This window comes from Devosia sp. CN2-171 (assembly GCF_049354815.1).
In the GTDB taxonomy this organism is placed as follows: domain Bacteria; phylum Pseudomonadota; class Alphaproteobacteria; order Rhizobiales; family Devosiaceae; genus Devosia_A.
The window spans coordinates 1-25,360 of the sequence record NZ_CP186479.1; the positions used below are offsets into that span (position 1 = coordinate 1).

At 64.2% G+C, this 25,360-nt stretch carries 26 protein-coding genes; 10 read left to right on the plus strand and 16 right to left on the minus strand.

Going from position 1 to position 25,360, the window contains the following annotated elements:
• Positions 1–301 precede the first annotated feature (301 nt).
• Positions 302–2,212, minus strand: a complete 1,911-nt coding sequence (uvrC, locus tag ACOYW5_RS00005; RefSeq protein ID WP_423067217.1) for an excinuclease ABC subunit UvrC — start codon at positions 2,210–2,212, stop codon at positions 302–304.
• Positions 2,173–2,979, minus strand: coding sequence for an SDR family oxidoreductase (locus ACOYW5_RS00010; protein ID WP_423067218.1), 807 nt, complete (start codon positions 2,977–2,979; stop codon positions 2,173–2,175). The genes uvrC and ACOYW5_RS00010 overlap by 40 nt, the downstream gene beginning before the upstream one ends.
• A 260-nt stretch (positions 2,980–3,239) precedes the next feature.
• On the opposite strand from ACOYW5_RS00010, the gene ACOYW5_RS00015 reads away from it, so the two are divergent.
• The 3 genes from ACOYW5_RS00015 (at position 3,240) to ACOYW5_RS00025 (ending at position 5,135) form a co-directional block, all read left to right on the plus strand.
• On the plus strand, positions 3,240–3,563 hold the full coding sequence (locus ACOYW5_RS00015) for a hypothetical protein (protein WP_423067219.1): 324 nt from the start codon (positions 3,240–3,242) through the stop codon (positions 3,561–3,563).
• Positions 3,564–3,633: 70 nt separating this feature from the next.
• Complete coding sequence (locus ACOYW5_RS00020) at positions 3,634–4,581, plus strand: DMT family transporter (protein ID WP_423067220.1); 948 nt, start codon at positions 3,634–3,636, stop codon at positions 4,579–4,581.
• Between the two features lie 83 nt (positions 4,582–4,664).
• Positions 4,665–5,135 (plus strand): hypothetical protein, encoded by a 471-nt coding sequence (locus tag ACOYW5_RS00025; RefSeq protein WP_423067221.1) that lies wholly within the window; start codon positions 4,665–4,667, stop codon positions 5,133–5,135.
• A gap of 10 nt (positions 5,136–5,145) precedes the next feature.
• Here the strand turns inward: ACOYW5_RS00025 and ACOYW5_RS00030 are convergent, their stop codons facing one another.
• From ACOYW5_RS00030 to ACOYW5_RS00065, 8 genes are all read right to left on the minus strand, one after another.
• Complete coding sequence (locus ACOYW5_RS00030) at positions 5,146–5,370, minus strand: hypothetical protein (RefSeq protein ID WP_423067222.1); 225 nt, start codon at positions 5,368–5,370, stop codon at positions 5,146–5,148.
• Positions 5,371–5,438: 68 nt separating this feature from the next.
• Positions 5,439–5,846 (minus strand): SH3 domain-containing protein, encoded by a 408-nt coding sequence (locus tag ACOYW5_RS00035; protein ID WP_423067223.1) that lies wholly within the window; start codon positions 5,844–5,846, stop codon positions 5,439–5,441.
• A 134-nt stretch (positions 5,847–5,980) separates the two neighbouring features.
• On the minus strand, positions 5,981–6,343 hold the full coding sequence (locus ACOYW5_RS00040; RefSeq protein WP_423067224.1) for an SH3 domain-containing protein: 363 nt from the start codon (positions 6,341–6,343) through the stop codon (positions 5,981–5,983).
• 195 nt (positions 6,344–6,538) lie between these two features.
• The gene (locus tag ACOYW5_RS00045) at positions 6,539–6,907 is read right to left on the minus strand and encodes an SH3 domain-containing protein (RefSeq protein WP_423067225.1); all 369 of its coding nucleotides are present in this window, start codon (positions 6,905–6,907) and stop codon (positions 6,539–6,541) included.
• A gap of 142 nt (positions 6,908–7,049) precedes the next feature.
• Complete coding sequence (locus tag ACOYW5_RS00050; RefSeq protein WP_423067226.1) at positions 7,050–7,445, minus strand: SH3 domain-containing protein; 396 nt, start codon at positions 7,443–7,445, stop codon at positions 7,050–7,052.
• A gap of 79 nt (positions 7,446–7,524) precedes the next feature.
• Positions 7,525–7,845 carry a hypothetical protein gene (locus ACOYW5_RS00055; RefSeq protein ID WP_423067227.1) on the minus strand — a complete coding sequence of 107 codons (321 nt, stop codon included), beginning with the start codon at positions 7,843–7,845 and terminating at the stop codon, positions 7,525–7,527.
• A 75-nt stretch (positions 7,846–7,920) separates the two neighbouring features.
• Positions 7,921–8,364 (minus strand): Crp/Fnr family transcriptional regulator, encoded by a 444-nt coding sequence (locus tag ACOYW5_RS00060; RefSeq protein ID WP_423067228.1) that lies wholly within the window; start codon positions 8,362–8,364, stop codon positions 7,921–7,923.
• 634 nt (positions 8,365–8,998) lie between these two features.
• Positions 8,999–9,736, minus strand: coding sequence for a hypothetical protein (locus ACOYW5_RS00065; RefSeq protein WP_423067229.1), 738 nt, complete (start codon positions 9,734–9,736; stop codon positions 8,999–9,001).
• Positions 9,737–9,906: 170 nt separating this feature from the next.
• Between ACOYW5_RS00065 and ACOYW5_RS00070 the strand changes: the two genes are divergently transcribed.
• Entirely contained in the window at positions 9,907–10,113 is a 207-nt protein-coding gene (locus ACOYW5_RS00070; protein ID WP_423067230.1) for a hypothetical protein, read from the plus strand.
• A 3-nt stretch (positions 10,114–10,116) separates the two neighbouring features.
• Here ACOYW5_RS00070 and ACOYW5_RS00075 read toward each other — a convergent pair whose 3' ends face one another.
• Positions 10,117–10,446: a hypothetical protein gene (locus tag ACOYW5_RS00075; RefSeq protein WP_423067231.1), complete on the minus strand. Its 330-nt coding sequence runs from the start codon at positions 10,444–10,446 to the stop codon at positions 10,117–10,119.
• Positions 10,447–10,715: 269 nt separating this feature from the next.
• On the opposite strand from ACOYW5_RS00075, the gene ACOYW5_RS00080 reads away from it, so the two are divergent.
• Both ACOYW5_RS00080 and ACOYW5_RS00085 read left to right on the plus strand, forming a co-directional pair.
• On the plus strand, positions 10,716–10,913 hold the full coding sequence (locus ACOYW5_RS00080; protein WP_423067232.1) for a hypothetical protein: 198 nt from the start codon (positions 10,716–10,718) through the stop codon (positions 10,911–10,913).
• Positions 10,914–11,502: 589 nt separating this feature from the next.
• Positions 11,503–12,141: a hypothetical protein gene (locus tag ACOYW5_RS00085; RefSeq protein ID WP_423067233.1), complete on the plus strand. Its 639-nt coding sequence runs from the start codon at positions 11,503–11,505 to the stop codon at positions 12,139–12,141.
• A 1,376-nt stretch (positions 12,142–13,517) separates the two neighbouring features.
• On the opposite strand, the gene uvrB is transcribed toward ACOYW5_RS00085, so the two are convergent.
• Entirely contained in the window at positions 13,518–15,896 is a 2,379-nt protein-coding gene (uvrB, locus tag ACOYW5_RS00090) for an excinuclease ABC subunit UvrB (RefSeq protein WP_423069537.1), read from the minus strand.
• Positions 15,897–16,315: 419 nt separating this feature from the next.
• Positions 16,316–17,383: a nucleoside hydrolase gene (locus tag ACOYW5_RS00095; protein ID WP_423067234.1), complete on the minus strand. Its 1,068-nt coding sequence runs from the start codon at positions 17,381–17,383 to the stop codon at positions 16,316–16,318.
• A gap of 100 nt (positions 17,384–17,483) precedes the next feature.
• Here ACOYW5_RS00095 and ACOYW5_RS00100 point away from each other — a divergent pair, with 100 nt between their 5' ends.
• Positions 17,484–18,425 carry a LysR family transcriptional regulator gene (locus ACOYW5_RS00100; RefSeq protein WP_423067235.1) on the plus strand — a complete coding sequence of 314 codons (942 nt, stop codon included), beginning with the start codon at positions 17,484–17,486 and terminating at the stop codon, positions 18,423–18,425.
• Positions 18,426–18,600: 175 nt separating this feature from the next.
• Here ACOYW5_RS00100 and ACOYW5_RS00105 read toward each other — a convergent pair whose 3' ends face one another.
• The 3 genes from ACOYW5_RS00105 to ACOYW5_RS00115 all read right to left on the minus strand — a co-directional run bounded on the left by ACOYW5_RS00105 (position 18,601) and on the right by ACOYW5_RS00115 (position 22,059).
• The gene (locus tag ACOYW5_RS00105) at positions 18,601–19,698 is read right to left on the minus strand and encodes a hypothetical protein (RefSeq protein WP_423067236.1); all 1,098 of its coding nucleotides are present in this window, start codon (positions 19,696–19,698) and stop codon (positions 18,601–18,603) included.
• Entirely contained in the window at positions 19,695–20,897 is a 1,203-nt protein-coding gene (locus tag ACOYW5_RS00110; RefSeq protein ID WP_423067237.1) for a hypothetical protein, read from the minus strand. The genes ACOYW5_RS00105 and ACOYW5_RS00110 overlap by 4 nt, the downstream gene beginning before the upstream one ends.
• A 487-nt stretch (positions 20,898–21,384) precedes the next feature.
• Positions 21,385–22,059, minus strand: coding sequence for a dihydrofolate reductase family protein (locus tag ACOYW5_RS00115; RefSeq protein WP_423067238.1), 675 nt, complete (start codon positions 22,057–22,059; stop codon positions 21,385–21,387).
• Between the two features lie 262 nt (positions 22,060–22,321).
• Between ACOYW5_RS00115 and ACOYW5_RS00120 the strand changes: the two genes are divergently transcribed.
• From ACOYW5_RS00120 to ACOYW5_RS00130, 3 genes are all read left to right on the plus strand, one after another.
• On the plus strand, positions 22,322–23,482 hold the full coding sequence (locus ACOYW5_RS00120; RefSeq protein WP_423067239.1) for an MFS transporter: 1,161 nt from the start codon (positions 22,322–22,324) through the stop codon (positions 23,480–23,482).
• Positions 23,483–23,677: 195 nt separating this feature from the next.
• Positions 23,678–24,439: an ABC transporter ATP-binding protein gene (locus tag ACOYW5_RS00125; protein ID WP_423067240.1), complete on the plus strand. Its 762-nt coding sequence runs from the start codon at positions 23,678–23,680 to the stop codon at positions 24,437–24,439.
• 12 nt (positions 24,440–24,451) lie between these two features.
• Complete coding sequence (locus ACOYW5_RS00130) at positions 24,452–25,306, plus strand: ABC transporter permease (protein ID WP_423067241.1); 855 nt, start codon at positions 24,452–24,454, stop codon at positions 25,304–25,306.
• Positions 25,307–25,360 lie beyond the last annotated feature (54 nt).

The window sequence follows — 25,360 nt, forward strand, 5'->3', positions numbered from 1 at the left end:
AGCCGGCAGGTTCCTCGCGATGCGGCACGGGATGCGCCCGAGCCATCGTGCCATACGCCCAAAACCCCGATCGGCCGGCGAGGCGTGAGCCTCATTCATATTGCGGACTACCCGCGAGGGGCAAACGCCTCGCCGGCACGTCGCTTCATCTCTCCACCAGGGAGATGCGTTCTTTGAAAACTCCGAAGCCCGAAGGGCGGTCGGATGCATCAGTTCGTCCGATGGTTGGTGGGCACGGTCCCGCCACCCCACCGGCAAAGACTTCACGCCGGCAAGGGGCGTCGAGGCGAAACTCCCATCATCAACTGCCGTTGAAGTGATCGTAGATCTGCTGCGCCAGCGCGGTGGATACGCCCGGGACCGACTCGAGATCGGCGAGGGCAGCGCGGCTGACGGCTTTTGCCGAGCCGAAGCGTTGCAGCAAGGCCCGTTTCCGTGTCGGTCCGATGCCCTCGATTTCGTCGAGCGGGTTCGTGATGGCGGCCTTCTGCCGCTTGGCGCGGTGGGTGCCGATGGCGAAGCGATGGGCCTCGTCGCGTAGCCGCTGCACGTAATAGAGCACCGGATCGCGATGCGGCAGCATGAAGGACTCGCGTCCTTCCATGTGGAATTTCTCGCGGCCAGCGTCGCGTTCCTCGCCCTTGGCGATGCCGATGAAGGTCACCTCCTTGGGGAGGTTCAACTCGGCGATCACCCCGCGCACTGCGTTGAGCTGGCCGGCGCCGCCGTCGATGAAGACCACGTCAGGCCAGTCCGGCATTCCGGTTGCCTCATCCTCCGACTCGACCGGGCTCTCGTTGGCGAGGCGGGTGAAGCGGCGGGTGAGTACCTCGCGCATCATGCCGAAATCGTCGCCGGGGGTGATGTCGGTCGAGCGGATGTTGAAGGTGCGATAGTGCTTTTTCGACAGTCCGTCCTCGCCGGCGACGATCATGGCGCCGACAGCATTGGTGCCCGAAATGTGGGAGTTGTCGTAGACCTCGATGCGGCGCGGCGGTTCGTCGAGCCCGAACAGGGTGGCGACGCCCTCCAGCAGGGTTTTCTGTGTCGCGCCCTCGGCCAACTGGCGACCGAGCGCTTCGCGGGCATTGTTGAGGGCGTGCTGGACGAGATCCTTCTTCTCCCCACGCTTCGGGACAAGGATGGTGACCTTGTGGCCGGCCTTGCCAGAGAGAGCCTCCTCCATCAGCTCGGGCTCACTGAGCTCATGCGAGATCAGCACCTGACGTGGCGGCGCGCGATCTTCGTAGAACTGGCCCATGAAGGCCTCGAGCACCTCGGCATCCGATAGCGACGCATCGGCACGCGGGCGGAAGGCGTGGTTGCCCCAGTTCTGGAAGGCGCGGAAGAAGAAGACCTGGACGCAGAACTGCCCGGCCTCGTGGCTGATGGCGAAGACGTCGGCTTCCTCGACGGTCTTGGCGGCCACGTCGCCCTGCGATTGGACGAGCGCAAGGGCGCTGAGGCGATCGCGGAGCAGGGCGGCGCGCTCGAAATCGAGGTTCTCGGCGGCTGTGTTCATATCGGCCGCGAGGTGGTCCTGCACCGATTTCGACTTGCCGGAGAGGAACTGGCGGGCTTCGTCGACGAGTACGTTGTAGTCCGCGATCGAGATCTCGCCGGTGCAGGGGGCCGAGCAGCGTTTGATCTGGTGCAGCATGCAGGGCCGCGTGCGGGCCTTGTAGAAGCTGTCGGAACAGGTGCGGAGCAGGAAGGCGCGCTGCAAGGCTGTGATCGTGCGCTTTACGGCGAGCGCAGAAGCAAACGGGCCGAAGTAATGCCCGCCGGTGCGGCGTGTGCCACGATGTTTCCTGAGCTCGGCAGCTTCGTGCTCGGTGGCGATCAGGATGTAGGGGAAGCTCTTGTCGTCGCGCAGCAGCACGTTGAAGCGGGGCTTCAGGCGCTTGATCAGGTTGGCCTCGAGCAGCAGCGCCTCGGCTTCCGTCTCGGTGCGGACGAACTCCATGTTGCGCGTCGCTTCGATCATCCGGCGGATGCGGATGTCGAGGCCTTCGGGACGGGTGTAGTTGGTGACGCGCGCCTTGAGGTTGCGCGCCTTGCCGACATAGACCACCTCGCCGGCCTCGTCGAACATGCGGTAGACGCCCGGTGCGCTCGGCAGGGTCTTGACGAAGCCGCGGATGATGTCGGCGCCGTGCAGCGGAGTATCGCTCATGTGCGCCTCGGGGTCGGTCCGCGGCGCGCCGGCCATTCGAGATGTTCGCCGCCATCGAGGGCGATCATCTGGCCGGTCATCGAGGGCAGGGCGAGGATGGCCATGACACCGTCGGCGATGGCGGCTGCATCGGCGGCGTGACTGAGCGGGAGTTCGGATTGGCGGCGGGCGAAGCCCTCGATGGAGACATCGGGCGGGGCAACAGCGGGGCCGGGCGCGATGGCGTTGACGCGGATGCGGGGGGCGAGCGACTGGGCCAGGGTGCGGGTCATGGTCCAGAGCACGGATTTGCTGAGCGTATAGCTGAAATTGGCTGGCGACAGGGCGAGGACGCGTTCGTCGATGATGTTGATGATGTTGCCCGTTTCGCCCTGGGGGAGCTGGGCGGCAAAGTCGCGGGCCAGAAAAGCTGGCGCCTCGGCGTGGACGGCAAAGTGGGCGTCCCAGAGAGCTTCGTCGAGGTCGACGACGGAATCGCGCTCGAACCTAGAGGCGTTGTTGACGAGCAGGGTGAGCGGGCCGAAGGGCTTTGCGGCCTCGGCGATCAGGGCGGCGCGACGGGTGCGATCAGCGAGATCGGCGCCGATGGTTGCGGCCTTGCCGCCGCCGGCGCGGATGTCGGCAGCTCGGATTTCGGCGGCGACGGCTTCGGCCTTCTCGGCCGAGCTGCGGTAGTGGACAAGCACCGCCCAGCCCTCGCGGGCAAGGCGGCGGGCGATGGCTGCGCCGATGCGATCGGCGGCACCGGTGACGAGGGCGACCCGGCGAGTGTCGGCCGGCTGGTGTGTGGATGCGGATGTCATGAGTCGAGCCGGAATGTAAGGGTTTGGCGCGCGGGCTTCAATCGAGGGTGGCGAGGTGGGCTTAGCTCCTCCGAGCACAAGTGATTTTCGGTCAGTATTGCTGCCGGAAAGTGATGGGGAAGATGAACAACAGTTGAGCGGTGAATGAACGTCGAATAACAACAAGAACGATCTACCGACTCTCTTTGACGAGGCCTATGGTCGCTGTGCGGGTTGGAGGCCTCCCTTGGCTTCCACTGGCTGGATATGAGGAGCGTCCAATGGAAGCAATTATCCCTATTCTGGTGCAGCTGATTGGCGGCGGTGTTGGCGGAAACGGCATCGCGGCAATCCTGAAGCAGGTCAATCTCGGTCCGGTGGGCAATACTATCGCCGGCGCGATTGGCGGCTGGCTGGGCACGTGGCTGGCCGGCCAGATACCCGGGCTCTCCGGGCTGGTCGGAGGTGCGACGGCAGCGGCTGGCGCTGGCGGGCTCGATATCGGTGCGCTCGCCGGGCAGGGGCTCACGGGCCTCGTCGGTGGCGGCGTGCTGACGGCGATCGCCGGCATGATCAAGAATGCCACTATGAAGAGCAGCAGCTAAGCAGCATAAGGTGCATGGTCTGCCCCGGGCCAGCGGTCCGGGGCATTTGTTGTCTGGCAGAGATACTTCCATGAGTAAGCCTGATGCCGGCCAGCCCCGCCGGCGGGCCGACAATGTCGCAGTCGGCATCGGTCTTGCAGTCCTCGCGATCATCATCTTCGGCATCCAGGATGCCGTCTCCAAGTCCCTGGTGCAGACGCACTCGCCGTTCCAGCTTGCGATGGTCCGCTTCTGGGCCTTCGCGGCCTTCTCGCTGTGGCTGGTGAGCCGGCAGGGGCCGCTCAAGCAGGCGTTCCGCTCGCGCTACCCGCTTCTGCAGGTGTTTCGGGGCATCCTGCTCGTGGTGGATATCTGGACGTTCGCACTCGCGCTGCGGACGGTTCCATTGGCCGAGCTGCAGGCTGTCGTTCTGGTCTATCCCTTGCTCGCGACGCTGATGGCGATCCCGATCCTGGGTGAGCGGGTCGGTGTGTTCCGCCTCGTTGCCGTGGCTATCGGCTTCTTCGGGGCACTGGTCATCGTGCGGCCGGGCGGGTTGCCGATCGACGGCGGCGTTCTGTTCGCCTTGGTCTCGGCTGCGACCTATGCGCTCTATATCGCGCTGACCCGCAAGGTCTCGGCTACAGACAGCACCGCGACCAGCATGGTCTATGCGGGCGTGGTCGGGTTGGTGCTCACGACGGCTGTCGGCGTCTTCTTCTGGCAGCCGTTCGAGGGCACGGCGCTGTGGCAGATGCTGTTCATGATGGTGAGCTCCACGGCGGCGCACGGCCTGATGATCGTCGCATTGTCCAGGGCACCGGCGAGTACGCTGCAGCCGTTCAACTATCTGGCGCTGCCGTGGGGCATCTTCCTCAGCTACCAGTTCTTCGGGCACCTGATCGATCCGATCGCGCTGATTGGTGGAGCGGTCATCGTGGGTGCGGGCCTCGTGGTGATGGCGCGCGAGCGGCATCTCAGCCGGGCGGGGCGGAATACGGCACCGACGAATGCCGAGGAAGAGACGCCTCCTCACTGACCTCAGGCTTTCGCCGTTCCACGGCGAAATGGCTCCGGTCTTGAATCGCAGATGCGCTGGGGACATCTGAAGGATGACGGGCGATGGGCCCCGCAACCCATGAGGACTGGCTAATGGTGGTTCTGCTGGAAGTTCTGGTGGCGCTGGGGCTGGTTGGCCTCCTGGTCAGCTACTTCTTCCGCGGCCGGCGCGAGGCCGAGCGGCAGGACATCATCGATCGGCGGGTCGAGGCATATATGCAGACCATCAGGCGCGAAGGCGGCAACAGCGAACTGGCGCAGATGAGCGATCTCGAGCTCAGGGATCTGCTGCTGTCCGGGGCACGGAACCTGCGCATCCAGGCCGAGCGGCGCTGGTACATCCTGCTGGGCGGCGGAGCGGCGGCGCTGCTCGCGGCGATTGCCATCGGCACGCAGGAAGGCATGCGTGGGTTCGGTATCGTTCTGCTCATCGCGACCGTCGCCCTTTACGGGCTCAACGAGTTCCTCGGCCGGCGGATGACGGAACCGCTGGTCTCGCGGGGAATCGACGTGGAGCGGCTGCGAGTCGAGTAGGGAATGCCGCCTAGAGGCGGCGCATCTTGCCGATCATGAAGACCAGGGCGCCGGAGATGATCAGCGCGAACGGCGCGATGACGAGGATCGACAGCACGAACTCGTTCATGTGCAGTTTGAAGTACTTGGTGATCTCGCGCAGGCCGAACTGCTCGATGAAGTAGATACCGATCCCGAGGCTGGCCAGCGTGGCAGCGAGCTTCACATAGGGCTTGGCATTGTTGGCAGGCGTCACGGCGCATCCCCGTCGGAGTTCATGGCTTGGAGACTAGATAGTCTCCAAGCGTGTGGCGGGCAAGCCGGTCAGTTGCCGAAGCAGAGCGATGTGTTCTTTCCGCCCCAGCACACCTGGCTGCGGTAGTAGGGGTAGATCGGGCGGAACCGGTAGCGCGGGCGCTCGACGAAGTAATAGTCGTCATCGTAGTCGTCGAAGTACTCATCGTCGTCGTAGCGATCGGCGCTGAGGTAGTTGGCATTCACCCAGCCGTCCGGGCCGGATTTTTCCACCATGCACCAGGCGCCGCGGCAGTAGTCGACCTCGACGCGCTGGCCGGCGCGGAGCACATCGACCACCGGATAACCCGTGCCGGCGCCGGCGCGTACGTTGACGGTCGAGGATGCATAGGCGGTGGCCGCCATCGCGGCAGTCGTGCCGATGCCAAGTGCCAGCAGCGCGCCGGCGAGGCCGAGAGCGAGACGGTGAGCGGGCATGGTCTGGTCCTTTCAGGAGAAATAAGCGGCTGCCCCCGAACGTTGAAACGGTGCGCCGGGTTTCCTGAATGGAAAATGAACAGCGGCCTCCTGCCGGGTGTCGGGAGGCCGCTGCGAATGTGTCAGGCGTTGGATCAGAACTGGGTGCCGAGGCAGAACTGGGCGTTCTTGCCATCGACGCAGAACGAGCTGCCGAAGCCCGGGTAGCCCGGCTTCACCGGGTAGTAGTCGTCATCGTAATAGTCGAAATCGAGCACGTTGGCCTTGACCCAGCCATCCGGGCCCTTGAGCTGGAGCTTGTACCAGTTCTTCCACTGACCGATGACTTTGACCTTCTGGCCTTCCTGGACCCAGTTCACGGTGGAGGCGCCGGTGTAGTGATCGTCGCGGACCTTGGCGTTGTTGTCGACATAGGCCCAGGTGGCGGCCATGGAGGCGCCGGCCGTTGCGAGAACGATTGTGGTTGCGATGGCGATGGTTTTCAGGGTGCGAAGCATGGTTTGGAGTCCTTTTGGAGTTCGCTGGCATTGCTGCCTATGACCGTGACCCTACTCTTGCGCGCCTGAACGCAGGCTGAACCGGGCCTTTAGCCGAATGTCGGGTTAGGGTCCGTATTTGTGCGGGTGGGCGTAGACCAAATACAAAGCGCCCCCGGACGGACCGGAGGCGCCTGCAATCGTCGTGGGTGGCGATCAGTAGCCGCCGCTCAGGCAGAACGAGGCGTTGTCGCCTTGCACGCAGAACGAGCCGCCGTAGCCGTAGCCATAGTCGCCGCTCGGGAACGGGAAATTCGGGCCGGGCTTCTGCCAGTCGAGCACGTTGGCATGGACCCAGCCGTCCTTGCCGGGGATCTGCACCTTGTAGTAGTTCAGCTGCTGGCCGATGATCTTGACCTTCTGGCCTTCCTCGACCCAGTTGATCGCCGGCCCGATATGGCCGGGGTTCTTGCGGACCTTGGCGTCGTGATCGACCCAGGCGTACTGGGCGGCCATCGAAGCACCGGCAGTGGCGAGCACGACGACGGTGGCGATGGCGGCGGTCTTGAGTGCGGTTGCGAACATCTTCTGTTTCCCTTCTCGGTTTGGTGGCATCACTGCCTTGACCGTGAAGCTAGAAGGATGTGCCTGAACCGAAGCTGAAACACCTGTTTATGTAGAATGATTTCGCGCGGTCAGCAAAATCTGTTCATCTTTGTGGCAGACTTCACTGTTCGCAGAACGGATCGCTGTCGTCCCAGTCGCCGTCCTCGTCGCGGCCGCAGAAGCCAAGCGGATCGAGGGGATCGAAGCCGAGGAAGCGATGCGGCGTTACCTCGAGCTTGGCGGGTGAGCCGATGAGGTAGGAGCCGCGGACCCAGCCGACCGGATCGCCGCTTTTCGACAGGAACAGGCACCAGCCGGAATCGCGGGTGCAGCGCTGCAGGCGAACTTCGGCGCCCTTTTTCAGGATGGCGATCCTTTCGTAGCCGACGCCGGGCCCGGAGCGCACCGGGATATCGGCCGATGCCCGGGCCGTGCCGCGCGATGCAGCTTCAGCCGAAAGCGGCGCCAGCGCCGCGGCAAGGATTGCGGTGACAAACAGGATATGGCGCATACGCATGTTCCGGCCTCCGGTGTTCGCCGTCAAAGAGGCGGCAATACTGGCAGGAGTAGGGCCAAGCGCAACAGCGAAGCTACGCTCAGTAGCGCACCGGGCGGCGGCGCTTGATCTCGGCGATGCGCTCGGCGTCGGCTTCGGCGCTGAGGTAGCGGCCGCGTTCGAGGATCTCGAGTGTGTATTCGCGATAGGTGAGCCCCATGGCATCGGCGCGGCGGGCGCGCATCACGGCGATGTCGTAGGGCACGTCGTTGAAGGCTTTTTCGGAGGCGGCCTTCCATTCGAAGTAGTTGCCGATGCCGTTGCTGCCCCAGGGACGGGGATCGTCGTCGAGGGGTGGGCCGCCGTTCGAAAGAAGGGCGGGGTAGGGGTTGGCTTTGTCGTTGTCGTCTGGCTCGAACATGATGGCATGTTCCGGCAGCCCGGGGACAAGATCAATGCAGCGGGATTGATGGCTGGTATCGACTGAGCTGATGGCTCAGGCCCGGTGCTCCGCGCCGGTGACGGTGCCGAACAGGCGTTCGAGGAAGCCCTGTTCGCGGTTGCCGGCGTTTTCCTTCTTGAGCTCGACCAGCAGCGCGCTGGTGGCATCGAGGCGCTGGCAGGCCAGCGTGGCGACGTGGAGGGCGGCGATGGGGCTCTGCTCGAGCCAGTGGAGGCCATCCTCGATGTGGCGGACTTCGACCGGGGTGAGGGCGGTGACGGTGGCCGAGTGATCGGTGCCGAGCAGCACGCTCATTTCGCCGACCAGGGTGCCCGGCTCGGTGATGCGGGCGATCTCGACGCCGTCGCGTTCCACCTTGAGCGCGCCCGAGACCAGCACGAACAGCTCGCCCCGAGCCTCGCCGGCCTCGATCAGCGTATCGCCGCGCTCGATGGCCTCGGTCGGATAGGCCAGGGTAAGAGTGAGCAGATTGGCCATGTCGGAAGTCCCCCGGTTTTGCGCACCATAGCGCGGCTTGGCGGAGGGTTGAAGGCGGCTGTCGCGGGGCGACGAAAAGCGCCCGACGGCCCGGGGCCTCGGGGGACGGCTCGAAGGGACGTGGCCGGCGAGGCTTGCGCCCCGAAAGCGGTTAGTCCGCAGAAAAGAGGCGTTCGTCTCGCCGGCCGGTCGGGGTTTTGGGCCTATATCCGGCGGACTTCGGGTTCACCCGATGCCGCATCGCCTGGCCTGGCTCCAGCCCGTACGTCCAGATCCCCGGGCTCATCGCCCCGACGTTTCGGACAGGCATGGGTCCGGTTCCCGCGTGACCGGGAACCTGGCCATCGGCGGGCCCCGTCACTGGAGTCCACCCGGCGTGTGCTGGCGGCTTGGCTGCTGAGCAGCCCGGCCGGCCGGAATTTCAACCTGAAGCGCGGCGACCCGCGCTCCACCCGATCCCCGCCCGCAAACGTTCGTTGCGCTTCCGTCCCATGCGGGGCAGGTGGGTGGAGAATAAGGGCGGGTGAAAGCGGGGGGATAAGAATTTTCTCGAGGTGGCTTGTGCCCCCGCCCCGCCCTCATGGCCGGGACAAGCCCGGTGATGAGGGATGGAATGCATCGTCAGTGAAGCGATCTACGATGCGGGCTTGGGGCGGTAGCGGCGGGCCTTCGAGCGGATGACGCGGAGCGCCCGCCGGCGGGTGGCCTTCGACTCCCGAGGAAAGCGGGAGGCTGGCGCGGGCGTGGGCTCAACCCGTGCGGGCTCGGGCTCTTCGGGTTCCTCCGGCTCCTCGCGGCGTTTCAGGTTGGCCGGCAGTGGGGTCTGCGTGCGTTCGGCGAGACCCAGCAGGTGGGTGCGGAGGACTTCCGCGGTCATCAGGTTGAGCTCGTCGACGGTGCGATCGACGCTGGCGGGGCGCCCGAGCCAGCGCGGATCGGGGTTGCCCCAGGGATCGGCGACGGCCCAGGCCGGACCATCGGTGAGCGGATTGTAGCCGTAATAGCGATCGCGGAAGCCGGCGACGCCGCGCGACAGCTGGCGCAGGCCGAGGGCGAGCGCCTGCACGCGCATGGGCGGGATGAACTCGAGATCGGCGAGATGGGCGCCCGGCTCGCCGCGCAACAGGCGGCGGGCATCACGCAGCAGCCCCGCGGCCTGGCGCACGACCTGCGGCTCGGCGGCGAGGCCGGTGGTCTTCAAATTGAGCTGCATGAGCTCATCGGCCAGCGCCTCGAGCTGAGGCGCGATGACGAGATAGAGCTCGGCCTTGGCGTGGGTGGTGTGGGGGATGAAATCGCGGGTCGGGCGCCGGGCGGGCTGCGGCACGGGGCCGGTGTTTTCGGCGGGCGGATCGATGGGCGGACGGGGCACGGCGGGGACTCCTCTGCTGGTGCGACAGGGGAGTATGGGGGCGGTTGGGGTGGGCGGGGATTGATGGGCAATCGGGTCAGAAGGGAGAGGTGGGATTTGTCCGTAGGGAGGTGTGCTGATGGGTACGGACCGCGACTCGGCTTTCTTCGACGCTTTAGGAGGAGGCTCGGATGGCTCGCTACTACGTCAACGACCGTGCGCAGGCTAACGGTGATCATGAGGTGCACCGCTACGACTGCTCGTTCCTGCCGGCGGCGGAGAACCGGACGTATTTAGGTGACTACGACAACTGCCGCGAGGCAGTTCGAGAGGCACGGCGACACCACGCGCAATGCAACGGTTGCTACTATTGCAGCTACCCCTGCCACACGCAGTGAACCTCATTCGTCTCCGAGTTTTACGGTACGCCAGGTCTGGATGCGGCGGACGGGGCCGGGGCGGCGGATGGTGAGGTTGCCCCAGTCGCCGGCCATGGGCGAGGTGAGTTTCACGCGCATGAACTCGCGCGTGCCGCATTTGTGGCAGGTGAAGGGGACTTCGAGCGCCAGCTCGTCGGGCGGCAGGAGCTTTACGAGGTCGCTGGCGAGATAGGTGATCGAGCGGCGGCAGAGGTTGCACTTCACGATGACGAGCTGATTCTGCTCGGCCGCGTGGCGCAGCAGGTGGTTCTTGCCGGGATAGCGCTTCTGCAGCCATGGGGGTTCGGGCATGGCTACCGTATGCCGCTGTCGGGCGCGCCTCTCGACGACACAACGCATGTCATCCCTGCGAAAGCAGGGACCCAACTCTCGTCTGGCGCGGGCGGCGAAATGGGTCCCTGCTTTCGCAGGGATGACAGCCGGTGGGAGTGGAGGCAGTGGCGCTCGGGCCGCGAGCGGGCACCGGCGAGGATGGCATCGTCAGGCATGAACAGACTCGAATTCGTTCCTGCTTTGTTCTATCCTCGCTGGCTCCAAACGTCCATGCCGGAGCCGTGACGATGCCTGTGCACACCATTCCCCTCAACGGGCGGACCACCCGCCATCCGAAGTTCACCCTGGAGGAAGTCGAAGAGCTGCTCCGCAAGGGGTTTCGATTCTCGATCTACCACCCGGAGGGGGACGAGTTCAGGCTCAGCCTGCCGCTGCAGACGATCGAAGACCGGGATCGGGGGACGCTGACGATTGAGCAGGGGTGAACTGTTGCGCGCAATCAACCACCGTGGGGCGCCGCCAGTCAGTCAAAAGGGAGGTTCTTTCCCCCCTTTTGAATGTCGCAGGCTAGCGGCCAATCAATCTGGTGGGCCTTTGGCGACTACAGTGCCTTCTATATGCTCAAGAATCCACTTTGACGCGATGGCCCATATACTCCGATGGGGAGCAGTAGATCCGTCCACCCACCGAAAGACAGTGGTAGAGCTGAAACCAAGATCACTGGCCATATCTTGATACCGGACCAACGACGTTGAGAACACTGTTGCCATAAGGTCCGAAAATTGCTTTCGGTCCTGGATTGGCTGTGCTGACAACATACCATGTATTTCCACAAGAAGGTCGTAGTCGATCTGCGCCTTCGTGCGCTCCGCCCGCTTCCTCGCAAATGTGTATGCCGTGCTGGTCATTTCGGCGTCTCCAAAGCTAGGTGCTACCCTCTTAGCTCCCCATTGCATATCCAAACCCCCAAGGTCCAAGCCGCCCGCTGTTTCGTTGCGGGCTGCAATCAGATTGCATATAGGTTGACAGATTGCAACAAGCAAGTTAATTGATGCCTAACAGAGGGGGGCTCCCTTGTACGTACTTAAGCCGATACCACACTCAGGCCGCGACCTGCCCAGAATACGAGAGTTCGCCACACAGCATGGTGGTGAGGGGGTTCGGGTAAGGCCAGGCGATCTGATGGAGGTTGCTGCAGAGAACGGTCTCGCGTTGGAGTTGTCGGATGCTCAAGGCACCGCTGCCATCGCACTTTTGTACGACTTCTCTCGCGACGACGCAGTGTTTGGAGAGATAGGCACGATGGTGGTTGGGCCTGATCACCAAGGCCAGGGGTTGCAGCACTTTTTGGCCAGCGTTCAGCTCATTCAGATTGCGGCGCAGGACTACCCATTTGATGGAGGCAACATATTTGCCGTTGTGACTCCGGGAACCGCGTCCGAGCATGTACTGGTTAACAAAGTTGGATTTGTTGATTGGTCACCGGGCGAGCTCGTAACGGAGCTAAGATCTCTTGCCGGAATCCCGTTCAACCCAGAGAAGCGCAATCTATCGGCGCCGAATGGTGCGATTAAACGGGCTGCGGAGTTTCTCTTAAGTCTACGCGCGTCGGCACAGGTGTATCGTGTACCTACGGGCGACAGTAAGGTGCGGATCGAGTTTTCATGGCCGTTTGACGAAGTAGTTGATGAACTTGCTGATGTAGAAAAGTAGGAATGCCCGAAGGAGTGTCGCATGACGCACGATGCTATCCAACGTCAACAGGCTGAGAGCTTTGAGCTAAGGCCAGCTAAGCTCTACGTGCTCCATCGGGGTAAGCTTGATCGAGTCAGGAGAAATAGGTTGCACGCGGCGGAAGTCGCCCTGCGTCTAGGCTTGCTCGAATGTGGGTTGTCGAAGTACCAGGAGCATCGGCGAGAGCCAATCAGCTCCTATTTTGTGTACCCTTCCGAGGACAACGAGACGTCCATCTCGTTCTTCGTAGACAAGCTGGGCGTGGTTCATCTCCTTAATTTTTACTTCACGCATTCCGAAGGCGGTGGGGTTCTTGATTTCGCAGCAGCACTAGAAACGCGCGGGCGGCGGAAGATGCTGCCTCGTGCCATCTACAGTCCTGACGATATGGCAGCGCACCACTGCAAGTGGCACGTGTGCGGTACCTACGTCGCGAGGACTGCGGGACCGATGGGTCACGATCGAGATACTATCGCTCTAGTTTCGGAGTTGATCTCGTCACTCTTCAACATTCCCGGCGCTTCTCGGCCTGGGCACTGCGGCGCCGATAACGCCGCTATCTCGTCCGACGAAGAACGTGTGGCGGTTTATGGCGACATGGTCTCGCTGCTAACAAAGTATGCGGAGCACACGGCCGACGCACGCATTGGTGTTTCGCGTACATCAATATGGGTGTCAAAGGTTGCGAGAACTGCAGCGCGGACGGCTTTCCCCACACTAAGTTTCCAGCTGGTGCGGCAGAGGGTGCTTGAGGAACAAATACAGCGCGGGCAGGTAGAGGCGAGGGCCGGAGGTAGAGTGCTTTTTGGTTGGGCTTCGCTGATGTTGTCCAGGCTGTACGATCAGAGTGCGAATAATCGGTATGACGCTGGAAGGGACTATGTGATCAGGTCCCTTGCGTGGGAGAGTGTAAACTCGTTCATTCATACTAACGATCAAGTGTATGGCGGCACTTTTGGGGCAAGTAGAGCGGTGCTGCGTGACTTAAGGTACGTGATCACGAGAGGTCGTGTTTTAGACAGTGACATATACGATCAACAGGAGTGGGCCGACGTAGCTGGAGCATCTGTGTCTGAGGCACAAGAGGCCTTCGGAGCAGCGATGCGTACATTATTCGTTGATGATTGTGAGACTGATCAATGGGCGCGGCTACCGGGAAGTCTTGATCTTGGGCTATCAGACGCGCTCCGTCGGCTCTCTAGCTGCCGAGTGTTCTGACCGTTTTGGGTCGCGACCAAATTAGGTCGCGGCCCTTTTTTTGGGGCGGGTAATGCCTCGCCAAGTCCTTCACCTTTGCCCTCTATGCGGCCTTAGGGGTGAATGCCCGAACAGCGGCAGTGATTGTGATCGTGAGGCTAATCCTTCGCCCCCTCCAACACATCCAGCTCCATCTCCCGCAACCGCTTGATCTCGTCCCGCAGCCGCGCCGCCTTCTCAAACTCCAGGTTCGTCGCCGCTTCCCGCATCTCGCGCTCCAGGTCCTTGAGCACCGCCGCCAGGTTGGCGCCGGCCTGGACCTTTTCCTTGCCGGTCTTGTCCTTGCCGATGCTGATCGTGACGTGGTCCTGTTCGTAGACGCTTTCGACGATGTTCTGGATGTTCGACTTCACGCTCTGGGGGGTGATGCCGTTGGCGGTGTTGTAGGCCGTCTGTTTCTCGCGGCGGCGGTTGGTTTCGGCGATGGCGCGTTCCATGGAGCCGGTGATGTGGTCGGCGTAGAGGATGACCTTGCCGTCGACGTTGCGGGCGGCGCGGCCGATGGTCTGGATGAGGGAGGTTTCCGAGCGCAGGAAGCCTTCCTTGTCGGCGTCGAGGATGGCGACGAGGCCGCATTCGGGGATGTCGAGGCCTTCGCGTAGAAGATTGATGCCGACGAGGACGTCGAAGCCGCCGAGGCGGAGGTCGCGGATGATCTCGATGCGCTCGATGGTGTCGATGTCGGAGTGCATGTAGCGGACGCGCAGGCCTTGCTCGTGCATGTATTCGGTGAGATCCTCGGCCATGCGCTTGGTGAGCACGGTGACCAGCGAGCGGTAGCCGGCCTTGTTGACCTGGCGGATTTCGTCGACGACGTCATCGACCTGGGCTTTGGCGGGGCGGATCTCGACGGGCGGATCGATGAGGCCGGTGGGGCGGATGACCTGCTCGGCGAAGACGCCGCCGGCCTGCTCCATCTCCCAGGCGCCGGGGGTGGCGCTCACGTAGATGGTCTGCGGGCGCATGGCGTTCCACTCCTCGAAGCGGAGCGGGCGGTTGTCCATGGCCGAGGGCAGGCGGAAGCCGTATTCGGCGAGGGTGGCCTTGCGGCGCAAATCGCCGCGATACATGGCGCCGAGCTGGCCGACAGTGACGTGGCTTTCGTCGATGAAGACGAGGGCATTGTCGGGCAGATATTCGAACAGGGTCGGCGGCGGCTCGCCGGGCTTGCGGCCGGAGAAGTAGCGGCTGTAGTTCTCGATGCCGGCGCAGGAGCCGGTGGCTTCCATCATCTCGAGATCGAACAGGGTGCGCTGCTCGAGGCGCTGGGCTTCGAGGAAGCGGCCGGCGCCGTTGAGCTCCTGCAGGCGCGCGGCGAGCTCCTTGCGGATTTCCTTGATGGCGCCCGAGAGGGTGGCGCGCGGCGTCACGTAATGGCTGTTGGCGAAGATGCGGACGGAGAGGAGGTCGGACGCCTTCTTGCCGGTGAGCGGATCGAACTCGGCGATCGACTCGATCTCGTTGCCGAACATGGTGATGCGCCAGGCGGCATCCTCATAGTGGGCGGGGAACAGCTCGACCGTATCGCCGCGGACGCGGAAGGTGCCGCGGACGAAGCTGGCTTCGCCGCGCTTGTATTGCAGCTGGGCGAGGGCGCGGAGGAACTCGCGCTGGTCGAGCTTCTGGCCCTTGCGGACGTCGAGGGTCATCGCCGTGTAGTCTTCGACCGAGCCGATACCGTAGATGCAGGAGACGGAGGCGACGATGATGACGTCGTCGCGCTCGAGCAGGGAGCGCGTGGCGGCGTGGCGCATGCGGTCGATCTGCTCGTTGATGGTCGATTCCTTCTCGATATAGGTGTCGGTGCGCGGGACGTAGGCCTCGGGCTGGTAGTAGTCGTAGTAGGAGACGAAGTACTCGACGGCGTTCTCGGGGAAGAACGACTTCATCTCGCCATAGAGCTGGGCGGCGAGGGTCTTGTTGGGGGCGAGGATCAGGGCCGGGCGCTGGGTGCGCATAATGGTCTGCGCGGCGGTGTAGGTCTTGCCCGAGCCGGTGACGCCGAGGAGGACCTGGTCGGTCTCGCCGTTGTCGATGCCTTCCACCAGCTCCGCGATGGCGGTGGGCTGGTCGCCGGCGGGCTCGTATGGGGTGACGAGCTTGAACGGGATGCCGCCTTCGGATTTCTGGCGCGGGGCGGGGCGGTGGGGCTTCCACTCGGTGTTGCCCTCGACCTCCTTGCGGCCGTGAAGGATGATGTCCTCGAGGGCCTTCACGGTGGCGGAGATGCCCACGGTCTGCGCGCCGGCGAGGGACTGGCCGGGCATGTTCTTCGATTTGACCTTCTTCTTCGAGGTATCGAGGGCGTCGCGCAGCTGCTCCAGGACCTCGGGGTCCTTTGCGGCTTGACGCGAGATGTCGCGGGCGGTGATGCGGGAGGGGACATGGCCGAAGCCGGCCTGCTCGGACTCGCCCATGCCGCCGAAATCGGGACGATCGACGGAGTTGGCCTTGGATTTCGGCGCCTTCAGCTGCATGCCGGTGGCGGCGGAGCGGGCGGTCTTCTTCGGCTTTTCCGCCTTTGTCTCTTTGTCCTCGCGCCGGACGGGCTGGACCGGCTGCGGGACGAGGGGCTGGATGCCTGTGCCGTTGGCTTCGGCGGCGCGGCGGGCGGCATTGTCGAGGGCGCGCTTGTTCTTCAGCCGCTCCTGCGGCAGGGCCTTCGACAGCCGCTGCTCCTCGGCCTTCTCGATGTCGCCGATGAAGTCGTCGATCGAGAACTCGGTGGAAGGCTGCTTCTTGGAGGGCATGGCGGACTCGGACAATCGATGACGTCAGCTGACACCATAGAGGGGCGTGCTGTCAGAATCTGTCAGTGTTGGCTGCGGTTCCCATCCAATATAGAGGCTTGCGAACGGAATGTGAACGGGGCGACAGCACGTGCCGCCCCGGATGGTCATTTCAGGCGCGCTACTGCCGCGAGGAACATGTCGCGGAAGCGGGCCTTGTCGAAATCGAGGGCGATCGCAACGGGGCCTGTGCCGATGCCGGGGTTGGTATCCGGGCCGTAGGCCAGCATCTGGCCGAGCGAGCGGCCGAAGGACAGATCGATGGCGGCATCGACGGTGGCGCTGCGGGTGATCAGCGTCGGATCGATGGCAACGGCGGCGATGATTTCATCCCAGAGCGGCAGGTCCTTCCACGCATTGGTGGCGAGGTAGTCGCTGAGCGGCGTGCCGACCTTGGCGATATCGTCGATCAGCGCCTGGTCCACATTGACGGTGGTGTTGATGTGGCCGGTGACGACGATCGAGGGGAAGCCGGCGGTGAGGACGATCTGCGCCGCTTCGGGATCGAAGACGGTGTTGAACGCATCGGTTGAGGTCGGCTTGCCGCTGGCGGGGTCGAAGTCGGCCTGCGGACCGTTCGAGATGACCACGCTCTTCACATTAGCGGCGAAGGTCGGGTCCTGGCGGACGGCGAGGGCGATGTTGGTGAGCGGGCCGCCAGCGACGATCGTGATCTCGCCCGGATGCTTGTTGACCTGCTCGACGAGGAAATCGACGGCCGACTGGGCTTGCGGTGCAGTGGTCGGGTTGCCCTCGGGCAGATCGGGCACGGCGAGCGGATCGAAGGTAGCCGTGGGGCCGTTCTTCTCGGCGTCGTTCCAGGCGCCTTTCCAGCTGATCGGGCCATAGGCGGCCTCCCAGCGGGCCATGCGCTCGGGCGTATTGAGCAGCGGATAGCTGGCGCCGCGATAGACGGGCACCTCCGGATGGCCAGCGATTTCAAGAAAGCGCAGGGCATGGGCAACGCCCTTGTTGGCCCAGTCGTCGCCGGTGACGCCGGTGAGGCCGAGCAGTTCGGCATCGGGATTGTCGAGGAAGAGCAGGATGGGTTGGAGGTCCGAACCACCGGGGCCGGTGAAGTCCTGATCGAGGATGAACTTGGCCGGGGCGGCGAAGGCGGACGGGGCGAGAGCGGCGAACAAGGCGACTGCGGCTATGCGGAGGAGGTTTTGCATCGGGTTCCGTTCCTGAGAGTGAACGAGAAAGGCTTGCCCGTGGATGTTCTGCTTGTCAGGTCGCCAAATCCGTGGATGCTCGTTCGGAAAACTGAACGAAATGATCATGCAGATCGAAGACGTCCACGCGTTCAGCTGGATCGCACAGCTCGGTTCGCTGTCGCGGGCGGCACGTGACCATGGTGTTCCCAAGGCGACGCTCAGCCTGCGCCTGGCGCGCCTCGAGAGTGAGATCGGCACGCCGTTGCTGCTGCGAAGCGGCGCGGGCATGGCGCTGACAGCGGCGGGGCAGTCGTTCCTTTCGCACGCGGAAGATCTGGTCGATGCACACCGACGGGCGCTCGATGCGGCGACAGGGTTGGTTCCCGAGTTGCGCGGGCGGCTGCGTGTTGGCGTGACCGAGCAACTGGCGACCAACATGGCGACGCCGCTGGCGCTGGCCTTCACCGCGGATCACCCGGGGATAACGCTCGACCTGCAGGTCATGACCGCCGATCTGCTGTTCGGTGCGAGCGCCGAGTTCGACTGCCTGATCAGCGGACAGCTGCCGACATTGCTGGAGGGAGCGACGCTGGTGGCGCAGGGCTTCTATCGGTATCGGCGCCATCTCTATGCGTCGCCGGCCTACCTGAGTGCGCGTGGAGTGCCGGCGCATCCCGGCGACCTGCCGCGGCACGATCTGGTCGGTGGAAGCCACGACGGGGCAGCCTGGGTTCTTCGGAACGGGCGGGAGGAACTGGCTGTGCGGCTGCACGGACCGCTGATCACCAACGACGAGTGGGTGGCAAAGGTCTGCGTGCTACAGAACCGCGGGATCAGCCTGTTTCCGGATTTCTTCGCAGCGGAGCATCTGGCGACGGGGGAACTGGTGCCGGTTCTGCCTGAGTGGGGCACGGCGGAACAGTCGGTGACGGTACTGCACCATCCGCAGCGGTTCGAGAACGCGCATATCCGCGCGTTCATCGCCTTCCTTACAGCGCGGTTCCGCGGCTTCTACAGCTATCCGTACCGCCCCGCCGACCTGATCGCGATACCTCGCTAGGGACCAGCGGGGCCACCAGCGCCTTGCCGCGGAGCGCAGCTGCAGGATGCCGGCTTCGAGTTGATCCACCCACCGAAACGTGAGGCCGACGCCGGGGCCGGTGGGCTGGATTCCGGTTCTCCGAGGGCATGGCGGACTCCCCACCGTGGCGTCGGCGTAATGGGAGCAGGGGCTGCTAACGCACGCTGCCGCTGACCTGTCCGCCTGCGAGCGCGCCATCGGACGGCACGGCAGCGTCAGCCGGCTGCGCGGGGGCGCTGGCCATCAGCTGCTGGAAATCGGGGGTTATGCAGGCGTAGAACTCGGATGGCACGGGGATGGACTGGCGGCATGAGCCGACGAACTGCAGTTCCTGCGGGTCGTAGTAGACATAGTAGGGGGTGATGGCGACGCGGGCGTCCTGCTCCGAGGTGAAATGGCCGAACCGGTCAATATGGCCGGCCAGGTGCGGGTAAGCGCGCTCGATGAAGTCGCCGAGGTTGCTCTCCTCAACGTGGTTGTCGGGGAGCTGATCGAAAGGACCGTCGAAGTAGTTGTTCCGATCGGTATTGCGCCCGTTCACGGCGACCAGCACCCGCCGGCTGCGCGCCCTATCCTCATAGAACGCAAAGCCCGTACGGCGCCCGATCGACACATCGGGGTCGCTCGGCAGGAAGGTCTCGCGATCGGCGGTGGCGTCGTCGAGGACGTACATGAAGTGTGAGGTCGCCGCCTCGAACAACAGGAAGAAAGCCAGGCCGGACTCGTCCTGCAATCGTCCGATGAAGGTCTCTTCCGCGCGCAGCATGCCGTCCGGCGGCGGGTCGCGCCCGTGGTCGTCGAGGTGAAAACGAACGGTTCGGTCGAAGGCTGTAACGGCGTAGGTGAAGCGGTCGAGCCGCACGACGTCTACGCCATCAGCGGCGTCGAACGGCCCCCCCTTGCCGTCTCGGTCCTGATGCAGACCGGTCTCGTCATACTCGAAGTAGCCGAGGTGGATGATGCCGTCGTCCCGGTCGGAGGCGTCGAGCCGGAGGTTGCCGGCGATGGTGCGGCCATTGGCGTCGAACTTGAAGTAGTAATAGTTCTCGGTCGGATAGACGACGACGTCGGTGTCCAGCGCTTCGAAGACCAGCCGAAAGACGGCGAGGGGATCGGCAAGGTCGAGTTGGCGCTTCAGCCCCTCGATCATGTGCTCATTGAAGCTGATGGTATTGGCCGCGGGCGCCGATAGTGCGCCGGCAGCAGTGCACAGGGACAGCGCTGCTGCCAGGCCAAGGCGCGGCAGCATCATGGGGTCACGTCGGCCGGCCATGTGGTGGGCTGCTGGTGCACCGGCCAGCTTGCGCCGGCATTGTGGTGCGGGGTGAAGGTGGTGCCCAGCGAGTGCGGCGACCAGGTACCGTCGGCAATGTGCGGTGGCCAGGTGACGCTCCGGGCGTGCGGCGGCCAGGTCTGGCCGGCAACGTGGCTCTCTCGGGGTGGCCAGCTGTCGCGGCCGTGCTGGTCGGGCCAGGTTACTCCTGCCCCGTGGTAAGGCGCCCACGTGACCTTGGCGAAATGCGGCGGCCAGGTCTGACCGGCCTGATGCTCGGCAGTGCCCGGCCAGGTCGTGCCGGCGGCGTGGCTCGTTCCCTTTGGGAAGCTCAGCAGCGCAACATGCGGCGGGAAGCTGACCTGTACCTGATGTTCAGATGGCCAGCTGGCGCGCGCACTGTGCGGAGGCCATGTGCCCGCAGCGACATGCCCGGGTGGCCAGGTCAACTCGGGGACATGACCGGGCCAGGTCGTTCCCTCGACATGGGCGGGGGCAATCGGGCCCCAGGAGTCCCCGGTGGCGTGCGGGCGCCAGCTGCCGCCACGGATATGGGGCCAGCTGATCAGGGCCACATGTTCGCGATAGGTGGTGCCGGCGTCATGGCGTCCGGGGGGCCAGGTTACGCCGGCGACGTGATCGGGCCAGGTGACGCGGTGGTGGTGAATCATGCCGTAGGTGACCCCGGCATAGTGCTTCCAATTGGTGACTCGCTCGATGTGAGGCCAGGTCGTCTCCAGTTTGTGCTCGATACCCTTGGGACCAAAGGTCACCAAGGCGGTATGGGGGGTGCCGAAGGTGTCGCCGGTGGTGTGGTGCGGCCACGAGATCTTGGCGAGATGCGGAGGCCAGGTCGCCCGCCAATAGTGGGTGGGGGCGTAGCTCACTGTTGCTTCGTGTGGCGGATCGCTGACGTTGGGCGCATGGGAAGCAGGTATCGCCAGCCCCTGCGGCGGTTTCCGATCCAGCAGCCGTGCGGTGATGTCGAAGCTTCCCGCATCCTTGGCGCTAACCAGGGCCGTGGCGACAAAGGTGCCATCCGGTCCGATCTCGCCGGGCAGGATGTCACGGATCTGCACATCGCCGCCCTCCAGCGTCACCACGTCGGGCGCATTGTTGACGAGGTGCAAGAACAGCGGTGCCTCCAGCCCGTTCAGCCCCCGAACGACGATTTCCACCCGGCTCGTCTCACCGGGCTCGAGTTCGCTAGCGGAGGTTGAAATGTCGAGGGTCGGGCCGCCGGTGCCTTCGGACAGGACCGACCCGCCAGTGGTGGCCAGAGGAAGATCATCGTCCTGGGCAAGACAAGGAAGCGCCAGAAGGGCAAAAAACACAGTACATGCAACGGCTTTCAGCATATTACACCGTAAGCTTTGTTTCAGGTACTAGTTCGCATCTTTCGTTCGAGAGTAAGCAGCCTGCATTGATTCGGGTAAACGTCTACGCCGAACTGCGTATGGCGGCAATATGATTGATAAAGTTGCGAGGTTCGCGCACATAGACTGTTAGCCAGAAGCGGTGGCCGAACACCGCCGGCAGCCGTGTTCCTGCCGGGACTGAAGGAACAGGTGGACACTGCGGAGAAGCTCCGGGCCGAAAAGAGCCGGCTGGCTCAGTTCGGCGGCCGAGGGGTGTTCGGTCCTACACGATCCAGCACAGACGGCGTCACCGGGTGATCGCGTACTTCAAATGCAGGATGCCATTCTCGAGCTGATCCACCGACTGCAGCGTGAGGCCGACACCGGGGCCGGTGGGGCGGTCGAAGAGCGTGGGGGTGCCGGTGGTGCCGTCGGCGACGGGGAGGATCATCAAGCTGATTTCGTCGATGAGACCGGCGCTGAGGAAGCTGCCGTTAATGCCGCCACCGCCTTCGAGCAGGAGGCGCTTGATGCCGAAATCGGCGGCGAGACGGTCGAGCGCCAGGGGCAGGTCCAGTTCGGACTTGCCGGCGAAGAGGTAGGAAATACCGTCGCGGCGGAGTTCGGCGAGGTGGTCGTCGGGGGCGGCCTCGGTGAGGACGGCGACGATGGCATCGCCATTGGCGCGATTGATGTTGAGATGGAGCTTCGCGCCCTGGTCGATGGCAATGGCGTAGGGGCCGGCTTCGGCGCCGGGGGCCTTCCAGGTGGCGCGCGGGTAGGCTTCGGTGGCCTTGATGGGGAGCGGTTCGCCCTTGCCGAACTCGGCCATGGTGACGCGGCCGACGATCCAGGCGTCGCCCTTCAGATCGCGGTGGATGCGCTCATAGATCTCGCCGAAGGCCCGGGTGCCCGGCCACTCGTGCGGGACGATACGGGCATCGATGCTGGTGCCCATGTGCATGACGACGTGCGGCTTCATTGGCGTCTCCGTGGGGTGGTGAGCACCATAAATAGGTCGTCTGCGGAGGGAAGCCAGTGCGGGGAGCGTGGGTGTGTTCGCCGAGCCGGTGATGCGCAAGAGATCGCTGGGTCCCGGGTCGAGCCCGGGGATGACGACTGAGAGGGGAGTGACAGAGACACGCATTGCCCATGGGGCTCAAACGAATTGACGAGCCGCGTCAGGCGCCAGCGCTCTTCCCATGGCAGTTCCCGCACCCCTAGAATGGTAGTGAGGGGAAATCATGGATTCGCGGCTTTTCTGGTTGGCGGCGGCGGCCTTCGTGGGCGCCATCGAGGGTGGTTTGATCGCCGGGCTGCTGCCGCTGATCAGCGCCGACCTTGGCGTGACGCTGGGCCACGCCGGGTTGGTCGTGCTGTTCTATTCGATCGCTTATGCGTTCGGGCCGCCGTTCCTGGCGCTGGTGCTCGGCGGCGTGGGACGGCGACGCATCCTCGCGGGGGCGGAGTTTGCGTTTGCGAGTTGCGCGCTGCTGATCGTGTTCATGATGACATTCGACGCGCTGGTGGTGGTTCGGACCGTGCTGGCGGTGGCCGCGGGCACCTATACGGGCACGGCGATGGCGACGGCCGCGATGCTGGCGCCATACGGCAAGCGCGGACGCTACATGCAGGTGATCAGCATGGGGCAGGCGATTGCGGCGCTGGCGGGCGTGCCGCTCGGCGCCTGGCTCGCGGCGCAGTTCGGCTGGCGGATCGTCTACGTGATGCTGGCTGTTATGGCCGGGTTTGCGGCGCTGGCGCTGTACCTGAAGCTGCCGCGCGGCATGATGGGCGACACGCTGACGATACGCGACCGGCTGCGTGTGCTGCGCAATCCGGGCGTCGGCCGGGCGCTGCTGTCGACGCTGCTGTTCATGATCGGCTCGTCGCCGCTGATCGTCTACATCGCGGCGCTGATGTCCGCGGTGGGCGTTGGCTACGGTGCTCTGCCGCTGGTGCTGCTGGCGGGTGGAGTCGGCGCGATTGCCTGCAGTGCGACGGCCGGGCGGATGTCGGACCGCTATGGCAGCGGCAGGACGGCGACGATCGCGGGCATCGCCGTGATCGCGGTGATGCTGATCTTCGTCGCACTGCCGCATGTGCCTCCTGACCTGGCGTTGCCGGCGCTCATGCTCACGGCGGGGGCGCAGGGTTTTGTGGTGCGGACCTACTCGATCGCGGTGGCGAGCCACATGGCGCAGATCGCGCCGGGTGCGGTGCCGGTGGCGATCTCGCTCAACATGTCGGCGTTCATGATCGGCATGGCCGTCGCTGCGGCTGTCGGCGGCGTGGTCGTCGACAGCTGGGGGGCGATCGCACTGCCGATGATCGGCGCACCGCTGGTGGCGGTTGCGCTGCTGGTGTGGCGGTCGGTGCCGGAGGGCCCCGACGGCGAGGTGTAAGCTCCCGAGCACCAGGGTTGCATACAATGATCAGATATGAGCCCATATTTTGGGCTGTTGTTGCATCTTGCCGGATTATTTAGCAGACTTGCCGCAAGTGCACGCTTGCTCGGTCACAATTCCTTAACAAAATCAATACGCCACGCTCTGGCACGTCGGTTGCATACTTAATTGCATGCAATCGACGAGGCGGGCATGACGCACCTGATTGAAGGAACCGGCATCGACAAGGTCTACGCCACGGCTACGGGGCCGCTTGTGGCGCTGACCGATGTCTCGTTCGGGATCGAGGAGGGCGAGTTCATCTCCCTCGTGGGCCCGAGCGGGTGCGGAAAGTCGACGCTGCTCTCGATCCTCGGCGGGCTCGAGCAGAAGACCGATGGGGAACTGGTGCTCGCGGGGCAGCACCACGACAGCCCGCGGCGCGATATCGGCATGATGTTCCAGACTTCGGTGCTGTTTCCCTGGCGGACGATCCGACAGAACGTCCGGCTGCCGGGTGAAATCCTGGGACTCAACAAGAAGCAGCAGGCCGAGCGGGCGGACGAACTGCTCGAAATGGTCGGGCTCAACGGCTTCGGCGAACGGTACCCGAGCGAATTGTCGGGCGGCATGCGGCAGCGCGTGGCGCTGGCCCGGCTGCTCGCCCACGATCCGCGCGTGCTGCTGATGGACGAGCCGTTCGGCGCGCTCGACGAGTTCACGCGCGAGACGATGAATGTCGAGCTGCTGCGCATCTGGGAGAAGACCAAGAAGACCGTCGTCTTTGTCACCCACAATATCGGCGAGGCGGTGTTCCTCAGCGACCGCATCTTCGTGATGACGCCGCGTCCCGGCCGGCTCGAGGGCATTGTCGAGGTCGACTTGCCGCGCCCGCGCAAAACCGAGGTGATGCGCGAGACCCGCTACTCCGAGCTCGTGTTCGAGATCCGCCGCATGCTCGGCGTGGACCACTAGGAGGGCATGGCCATGGAAATGTCTGCAACGACGGCGGCTCCGGGCACATCGCCGGTCGCGCGGCAAGATGCGGTGGCGCGCTTCATCGCTACCGAAAAGCGGAAGCAGGACAACAAGCAGATCCGCAACCGGCTGCTGGCGCTGGGGTTCGGGATTTTCGTGATCGGCTTCTGGTACGTCACGACCGAGTTCGGGATGGTGCACAAGCTCATCATTCCCTCGCCGGTCGATACGTTCTGGGCGACCGGCCGGGTCATGAGCGCGGACTATTTCTGGCCGAACGTCTCTGTGACGCTGCAGGAGATTGCCTGGGGCTTCCTGATCGGCGCAGCCAGCGGCGTGGTGCTCGGGGTGCTTGTCGCGATGTTCGAGACGGTGCGCGCGACGATCTACCCCTATCTCGTGGCACTGCAGGCGCCGCCCAAGATCGTGCTGGCGCCGATCTTTATCACCTGGTTCGGCTTCGACCAGCCGTCCAAGATCGCCATCGCGGTGGTGATGAGCTTCTTTCCGATGTTCCTCAACACGCTCACCGGGCTGAGCTCGGTGGACCCCAATGCAGTCAAGCTGATGAAGTCGCTGACCGCCGGGCGCTGGAAGACGTTCCGCTACCTGCTGCTGCCGAACGCGCTGCCGATCATGATGGCGGGCGTGAAGCTCTGCTGGACGCTGGCGGTGCTCGGCGTGATCGTCGGCGAGTTCGTCGGGGCGTCGGCCGGCATCGGCTACCTGATCTACGCGATGAACTTCCAGCTCGATATCGCGGGCGTGTTCTCGCTGATCATCCTGCTCTCGCTGTTCACCCTGCTTGTCTACCAGCTGATCGAGTGGCTCGAGAGCCGGATCATCTTCTGGAAACAGCTCTAGACGAAACAGACCGCGCAGCCCGTGGGCGAAGCGTGGCGGAATTCCCATCAATGC

Excerpts from the sequence above, each read along its gene's own strand:
- uvrC (WP_423067217.1), bottom strand. The coding sequence starts at position 2,212 with ATGGCCGGCGCGCCGCGGACCGACCCCGAGGCGCACATGAGCGATACT.
- ACOYW5_RS00010 (WP_423067218.1), bottom strand. The coding sequence starts at position 2,979 with ATGACATCCGCATCCACACACCAGCCGGCCGACACTCGCCGGGTCGCC.
- ACOYW5_RS00015 (WP_423067219.1), top strand. The coding sequence starts at position 3,240 with ATGGAAGCAATTATCCCTATTCTGGTGCAGCTGATTGGCGGCGGTGTT.
- ACOYW5_RS00020 (WP_423067220.1), top strand. The coding sequence starts at position 3,634 with ATGAGTAAGCCTGATGCCGGCCAGCCCCGCCGGCGGGCCGACAATGTC.
- ACOYW5_RS00025 (WP_423067221.1), top strand. The coding sequence starts at position 4,665 with ATGGGCCCCGCAACCCATGAGGACTGGCTAATGGTGGTTCTGCTGGAA.
- ACOYW5_RS00035 (WP_423067223.1), bottom strand. The coding sequence starts at position 5,846 with ATGCCCGCTCACCGTCTCGCTCTCGGCCTCGCCGGCGCGCTGCTGGCA.
- ACOYW5_RS00040 (WP_423067224.1), bottom strand. The coding sequence starts at position 6,343 with ATGCTTCGCACCCTGAAAACCATCGCCATCGCAACCACAATCGTTCTC.
- ACOYW5_RS00045 (WP_423067225.1), bottom strand. The coding sequence starts at position 6,907 with ATGTTCGCAACCGCACTCAAGACCGCCGCCATCGCCACCGTCGTCGTG.
- ACOYW5_RS00050 (WP_423067226.1), bottom strand. The coding sequence starts at position 7,445 with ATGCGTATGCGCCATATCCTGTTTGTCACCGCAATCCTTGCCGCGGCG.
- ACOYW5_RS00055 (WP_423067227.1), bottom strand. The coding sequence starts at position 7,845 with ATGTTCGAGCCAGACGACAACGACAAAGCCAACCCCTACCCCGCCCTT.
- ACOYW5_RS00060 (WP_423067228.1), bottom strand. The coding sequence starts at position 8,364 with ATGGCCAATCTGCTCACTCTTACCCTGGCCTATCCGACCGAGGCCATC.
- ACOYW5_RS00070 (WP_423067230.1), top strand. The coding sequence starts at position 9,907 with ATGGCTCGCTACTACGTCAACGACCGTGCGCAGGCTAACGGTGATCAT.
- ACOYW5_RS00075 (WP_423067231.1), bottom strand. The coding sequence starts at position 10,446 with ATGCCCGAACCCCCATGGCTGCAGAAGCGCTATCCCGGCAAGAACCAC.
- ACOYW5_RS00080 (WP_423067232.1), top strand. The coding sequence starts at position 10,716 with ATGCCTGTGCACACCATTCCCCTCAACGGGCGGACCACCCGCCATCCG.
- uvrB (WP_423069537.1), bottom strand. The coding sequence starts at position 15,896 with ATGCAGCTGAAGGCGCCGAAATCCAAGGCCAACTCCGTCGATCGTCCC.
- ACOYW5_RS00095 (WP_423067234.1), bottom strand. The coding sequence starts at position 17,383 with ATGCAAAACCTCCTCCGCATAGCCGCAGTCGCCTTGTTCGCCGCTCTC.
- ACOYW5_RS00100 (WP_423067235.1), top strand. The coding sequence starts at position 17,484 with ATGATCATGCAGATCGAAGACGTCCACGCGTTCAGCTGGATCGCACAG.
- ACOYW5_RS00105 (WP_423067236.1), bottom strand. The coding sequence starts at position 19,698 with ATGATGCTGCCGCGCCTTGGCCTGGCAGCAGCGCTGTCCCTGTGCACT.
- ACOYW5_RS00115 (WP_423067238.1), bottom strand. The coding sequence starts at position 22,059 with ATGAAGCCGCACGTCGTCATGCACATGGGCACCAGCATCGATGCCCGT.
- ACOYW5_RS00120 (WP_423067239.1), top strand. The coding sequence starts at position 22,322 with ATGGATTCGCGGCTTTTCTGGTTGGCGGCGGCGGCCTTCGTGGGCGCC.
- ACOYW5_RS00125 (WP_423067240.1), top strand. The coding sequence starts at position 23,678 with ATGACGCACCTGATTGAAGGAACCGGCATCGACAAGGTCTACGCCACG.
- ACOYW5_RS00130 (WP_423067241.1), top strand. The coding sequence starts at position 24,452 with ATGGAAATGTCTGCAACGACGGCGGCTCCGGGCACATCGCCGGTCGCG.